Annotated in this window: 8 protein-coding genes; 4 read left to right on the plus strand and 4 right to left on the minus strand. The window is 71.1% G+C overall.

What is annotated here, in order from left to right:
* The first annotated feature begins 63 nt into the window (after window positions 1-63).
* Complete coding sequence (locus NS283_RS12655; protein ID WP_058597232.1) at window positions 64-795, plus strand: YidC/Oxa1 family membrane protein insertase; 732 nt, start codon at window positions 64-66, stop codon at window positions 793-795.
* A 3-nt stretch (window positions 796-798) separates the two neighbouring features.
* Here NS283_RS12655 and NS283_RS12660 read toward each other — a convergent pair whose 3' ends face one another.
* From NS283_RS12660 to NS283_RS12670, 3 genes are all read right to left on the minus strand, one after another.
* Entirely contained in the window at window positions 799-2028 is a 1230-nt protein-coding gene (locus NS283_RS12660; protein ID WP_058597226.1) for an MFS transporter, read from the minus strand.
* A gap of 102 nt (window positions 2029-2130) precedes the next feature.
* Complete coding sequence (locus tag NS283_RS12665) at window positions 2131-2346, minus strand: SCO4848 family membrane protein (protein WP_058597227.1); 216 nt, start codon at window positions 2344-2346, stop codon at window positions 2131-2133.
* Between the two features lie 29 nt (window positions 2347-2375).
* Window positions 2376-2717 carry a TraR/DksA family transcriptional regulator gene (locus NS283_RS12670; protein ID WP_058597228.1) on the minus strand — a complete coding sequence of 114 codons (342 nt, stop codon included), beginning with the start codon at window positions 2715-2717 and terminating at the stop codon, window positions 2376-2378.
* 53 nt (window positions 2718-2770) lie between these two features.
* Here NS283_RS12670 and NS283_RS12675 point away from each other — a divergent pair, with 53 nt between their 5' ends.
* Window positions 2771-3127, plus strand: coding sequence for a DUF2834 domain-containing protein (locus NS283_RS12675; RefSeq protein ID WP_058597229.1), 357 nt, complete (start codon window positions 2771-2773; stop codon window positions 3125-3127).
* Window positions 3128-3161: 34 nt separating this feature from the next.
* Here the strand turns inward: NS283_RS12675 and NS283_RS12680 are convergent, their stop codons facing one another.
* Entirely contained in the window at window positions 3162-4022 is an 861-nt protein-coding gene (locus NS283_RS12680; RefSeq protein ID WP_058597230.1) for an SDR family oxidoreductase, read from the minus strand.
* 93 nt (window positions 4023-4115) lie between these two features.
* Between NS283_RS12680 and NS283_RS12685 the strand changes: the two genes are divergently transcribed.
* Complete coding sequence (locus NS283_RS12685) at window positions 4116-4484, plus strand: winged helix-turn-helix transcriptional regulator (RefSeq protein WP_058597231.1); 369 nt, start codon at window positions 4116-4118, stop codon at window positions 4482-4484.
* A gap of 2 nt (window positions 4485-4486) precedes the next feature.
* The coding region (locus NS283_RS12690; RefSeq protein ID WP_193752679.1) for an FUSC family protein at window positions 4487-5047 on the plus strand (561 nt) is incomplete at its 3' end.

Below are 5047 nucleotides of genomic sequence, written 5' to 3' on the forward strand. Positions count from 1 at the left end.
GATCCCTCGATCACCGATCCCTCGATCACCGATCCCTCGATCGCCGCCACGAACGGAACCCTCATGGACCTCTTTGCTCTGCCCCCACTCGCCCTTCTCCTCGATCTCACCACCCAGGGCCTGCTCGCCCTCACCGACGCTCTCACGCCCCTGGCCGGGGGTCTCGCCGCCGCTCTCGCCGTGGTGGCCGTCACCCTCGTCGTGCGACTCATCCTCATCCCGGTGGGGATCTCACAGGCCCGCGCCGAGCAGACGCGCGCCCGTCTGGCGCCCCGTCTGCGCGTGCTGCAGGAGCGGTGGCGCAAGAACCCCGAACGCCTCCAACGCGAGACGATGCAGCTGTATCGCGACGAGAACACCTCCCCCGCCGCCGGCTGCCTCCCGCTGCTCGCGCAGGCGCCGATCGTCGGGATCCTCTACGCGGTGTTCCTCCACCCCACGGTGGGCGGGCACGCCAACACGCTCCTCACCCACGACCTGCTCGGGGTCCCGCTGGGGCGCAGCCTCATCGGCGCCTTGACCTCGGGAACGATGGATGCCATGACCCTGGCCGTGTTCGCCGGCATCGTCGTCGTGATCGCCGGCGTCGCCGAACTCACCCGACGGCTCCTGCGCCCGGCGACCGATCCGTCCGGTCCGGCATGGATGACCGGGATGGTCGGGGTGTTGCAGTTCACCACCGCGGTCGTGGCGCTGTTCGTCCCCCTGGCGGCGGCGCTGTATCTCACCGTGACGACGGTGTGGACGCTCGGACAGCGGCTCCTGCTCCGGCGGCGCTACCCGCTGCCGGCGTGAGGGTCAGAGCGACGGCCGGTCCCACCGCGAGCTGCGCGAGGCGTTCACCCAGGCCATCGCCAGCACCAGGAGGGCGGCCACCGCCGGGAAGAGCATCGCCGTCTCCACCGAGACCTGCTCGGCGACCGCACCGGTCACCGCCGACGAGAGTGCCTGTGCGAGCGTCAGCGCCGAGGCGAGGACGGTCATCGTCGAGGCCGTACGTCCGCGCGGGGCGCGGTGCCCGGCGAGGCTGAAGAGCGTGACGAGCGAGGGACCGACACCGATCCCCATGAGGCACAGCACGAGGGTGACGGTGGGCACGGAGCCGCCGACGGTGTACGCGCCCGCCGAGGCGGTGAGGATGCTCGCGAAGGCGACGAGACGCCAGCGCAGCGAGAAGCGCGCGGGAAGCACCGCGACGGCGAGGGCGAGCACCGCCGACCCGACGCCCATCACGCCGTACAGCAGGGCGCCGGCCTCCGGCGCCCCCTGGGCTTCCATGAACGCCGTGAGTGAGGTGAGCGTCGAGCCGAAGAACAAGCCCACGCCGAACACCGAGGCCACCAGCACGAGGAGCCGCGGATGCAGGAGCTCTCGCGCCGGTGCCATCGCCGCGCGCTCGGACCGCTCGGGCACCGCGCGGCCGGTCGGGTGCAGGGCGAACGCCGTGACGAAGACGAAGCTCAGCACCGCCGCGCCTGCGATCGGCGCCCACGCCGCGATCAGTGCGGCCAGCAGCCCCACCACGAAGGGGCCGATGACGAACGCCGTCTCGTCCGCGGCCGATTCGTACGCCATCGCGCGTGAGAACGTGCGCTCGCGCCGCGTCGGATCGACGCGCTCGCCGATGAGCGCCATGACGCGACTGCGCGACATCGCCGCGGTCTGCGGACCGGTGAGCCCGATCGCCGCGGCCGACGCCAGAAGCAGCGCGTCCGAGTCCGAGGCGGCGACCACCAGCGGGAAGAGCGAGAGCAGGATGCCGTTGGCCAGGCCCACCGGCACCAGCACGCGCCGCTGCCCGAAACGGTCGGCGAGATCGCCCAGGACGGGTCCCGCGACGACGACACCGAGCCCGACGGCGGCGGACGTGAGCCCACCAAGCGCCACCGACCCGCGGACCGCGACGACGAGCGCCAGGACGCCCACCGTCATCATCGCGAAGGGAAGACGGGCCACGAACGCCACGGGGAAGTAAGACAGGCCCGTATGGTGGATCAGCGACCGGTGGGTGGTGGCGGGCAGAGTCATAGAGCGGTCTCCGGGGGGCGAAGGAACGTGCCGCCTTGCCGAGCCGGTAGGTAGGTGCACTGCGTGCGGCGGGCGAACCCGCACACCCATTCTACCGAAGCGTCAGGAGACGAGCGCGGCGATCGCCGCGATCAGCGACGCCAGGGCCAACACCAGCGCCAGGCCGATCAGCACGGTGTGCACGATCAGGAACGGCGTCGCCTTGCCCGCGGCGTTCTTCGCGCGCGGGTCCTTCGCGACCCGCAGGTAGAACCGCGGCCACACGACGACGTTGAACACGGCGTTGGCGAACAGCAGCGCGATGAGGACCGGTTCCATCCCTCCAGCCTACGTTCCGCCCGCGCGCGTCACGTCGCGCACGCGATGCATCGCCGGGCGAACGGCCGCGCTTCCAACCGCGCGTCGGCTATCGGCTGACCACAGACCTCGCACAGTCCGAAGGTCCCGGATGCCACGCGCTCCCGAGCCGCGTCGATCTCGAGCCGCTCCGCCTCGGCGCCCCGGCGCAGAGCGTCGACCTGCGCCCACTCGCCCGACAGCGTCGAACCCTCGGGGTCGTGCTCGTCGTCGGCCGTGGCATCCGCTCGGTCGTGTCGAAGGCTCGCCTCGTCTTCGCGCAAGCGCGAGAGCCGGTGGTCGACCTCGCGCCGCCGTTCATCGAGCATCCGCTCGGCCCGTGCGGCATCCATCCCTCGACGCTAGCCCCCACCGCCGACATCGGCTCTGCGGCAGGATCGGGGCCATGAGCGAGCTTCGACGTCACTGGACTCCGACCGCTGTGCTGTTCCTCGTCCTGGCCCTCGCGGGCCTCGCGGGCACGTGGACCTTCAACGCCCTCGCGATCGTGCAGATGAGGGACTTCCTCGGCGACCTCGTTTCGAGCGGGCCCGCGGTGTCGTCGATCACGGTCGATCTGCTCGTCGTGGCGGTGGCCGGGAGCGTCTTCATCATCGTCGAGGCGCGCCGCATCGGGATGCGATTCGCGTGGATCTACGTCGTGCTCTCCGGCCTCACGGCGTTCGCCTTCACGTTCCCGCTGTTCCTCGCGATGCGGCAGCGCCACCTGACCGCACGGATCCATTCCGCCGATCCGGCGTGAGGTGCCGATGATCACGGCACCCCACGCGGTTCGGTCAGCGCGCGGCGAGGCCCGCGCGAAGGCCGTCGACGAGCGGCGTGGTCGGGCGACCGATGACGCGCGACAGGGTCCCGTCGGCCTGCTCGAGGGCGCCACGCGCGATGGCGAGATCCATACCCGCGACGAACGCCGCCGTTCCGGCATCCAGTCCCGCCGCTTCGAGGCCCGCGGTGAGCTGCTCGACGGTCACCGCCGTGTAGGTCACGGGACGACCCACGACCTCCGACGCCGCCTCTGCGAGCTCGTCGTAGTTCCAGGCGACGTCGCCCGACAGCTCGAGGGTCTGCCCGCGCAGCTCGTCGCCGGTCAGAGCGATCGCGGCAGCCTCGGCGTAGTCGCGACGGCTCGCGCTGGCCACACGGGCATCGCCGACCGCCGCGACGATCTCGCCGGTCTCGGCGGCGCGAGCCACGGTGTCGAGGTAGTTCTCGGTGTACCAGTTGTTCCGCAGGATCGTGGCATCCAGCCCCGAAGCGGTGATGAGCGCCTCGGTGGCCTTGTGGTCGGCGCCGAGCGCGTAGTCGACGACATCGTTGCGCGGCGAGCTCGTGTAGACGAGGCGCTCGACGCCCGCGGCGCGCGCAGCCTCCACGACGTTGCCGTGACCCGCGACGCGGTCGGCGTCGGTGCCCGAGATCAGGAGGACGCGGTCCACGCCGTCGAAGGCCGGGGCGAGGGTCTCGGGGCGCGCGTAGTCGAACTCGACGACGCGGATGCCGCGCTCGGCGAGATCGCTCGCCTTGGCGGGGGTGCGGACACCGGCGACGATGTCGGATGCCGCGACGCCGCGCTCGAGCAGAGCGTCGACGACGAGGCGGCCGAGGTGGCCGGAGGCTGCGGTGACGAGGAGGGTCATGGGAGTGTCCTTTCGGTCGGTACGTCGACCACAACGCACTCTCACCCCGCACATTCCGGAATGTCGGTACCCACTTTCTGGTTAGGTACTCACATGAGCGTCAGTCTTGCGGATATCCGCGCAGAACACCCGGAAGTCTTCTCCGACGGCTGCCCGACGCGCGTCGTCCTCGACCACGTCATGGGCAAATGGGGCATCCTCGTGCTCATGGCCCTGTCGGACGGGACGCAGCGGTGGGGCGTGCTGCGCCGGAACGTCTCGGGGATCAGCGAGAAGATGCTCGCGAGCACGCTGAAGACGCTCGAGGCGGACGGGCTGGTGGTGCGCACGGCCTACCCCGAGGTTCCGCCGCGGGTGGAGTACGGACTGACCGACCGCGGCCGCGACCTCATGACATACGTCCTTCCCCTCATGGGGTGGGTCGCCGAAAACGCCCCGGCCATCGTGGCCCGACCGGAGTGACCGTGCTCTCGATCCCCTCCCGACTCATGCGCGAGAGCCTGTCGTTCCGGACGAAACGCCGGGTGCCGTTCCTCCAGGTGGCTAAATCCGCGATCGCCACCGTCGCCGCGTGGCTCGTCGCGGGATGGCTGGTGCAGGGGCCCCCGCCGATCTTCGCCGCGATCGCCGCCCTCCTCGTGGTGCAGCCGAGCATCAATCAGTCGCTCACCCGTGCCGTCGAACGCAGTGTCGGCGTCGTCGTCGGCGTGGTGATCGCCTCGCTCCTCGGCATCGCGCTCGGCAGCCCGACCTGGGTGATCCTCCTCTCGGCCGGCGTGGCGCTGGTGATCGCCTGGGCGCTGCGCATGTCGCCCGGGGCGACCAATCAGGTCGCGATCAGCGCCATCCTCGTCCTGGCCCTGGGGACGGCGACGCCCAACTACGCCCTCGACCGCGTGCTCGAGACGCTGATCGGCGCGCTGGTCGGCATCATCGTGAACGTCGCCCTGGTCCCCCCGGTGCTCGTCCCGCCGGCGCGCGAGAAGCTCGAGGTCCTCGGCCGTGAGCTCGCGGCGGCCCTGGAG

The organism is Microbacterium testaceum, from assembly GCF_001476285.1.
Lineage (GTDB): Bacteria > Actinomycetota > Actinomycetes > Actinomycetales > Microbacteriaceae > Microbacterium > Microbacterium testaceum_B.

What these genes read in the sequence shown, in the direction of transcription:
- NS283_RS12655 (WP_058597232.1), top strand. Translation starts at nt 64, where the DNA reads ATGGACCTCTTTGCTCTGCCCCCACTCGCCCTTCTCCTCGATCTCACC.
- NS283_RS12660 (WP_058597226.1), bottom strand. Translation starts at nt 2,028, where the DNA reads ATGACTCTGCCCGCCACCACCCACCGGTCGCTGATCCACCATACGGGC.
- NS283_RS12665 (WP_058597227.1), bottom strand. Translation starts at nt 2,346, where the DNA reads ATGGAACCGGTCCTCATCGCGCTGCTGTTCGCCAACGCCGTGTTCAAC.
- NS283_RS12670 (WP_058597228.1), bottom strand. Translation starts at nt 2,717, where the DNA reads ATGGATGCCGCACGGGCCGAGCGGATGCTCGATGAACGGCGGCGCGAG.
- NS283_RS12675 (WP_058597229.1), top strand. Translation starts at nt 2,771, where the DNA reads ATGAGCGAGCTTCGACGTCACTGGACTCCGACCGCTGTGCTGTTCCTC.
- NS283_RS12680 (WP_058597230.1), bottom strand. Translation starts at nt 4,022, where the DNA reads ATGACCCTCCTCGTCACCGCAGCCTCCGGCCACCTCGGCCGCCTCGTC.
- NS283_RS12685 (WP_058597231.1), top strand. Translation starts at nt 4,116, where the DNA reads ATGAGCGTCAGTCTTGCGGATATCCGCGCAGAACACCCGGAAGTCTTC.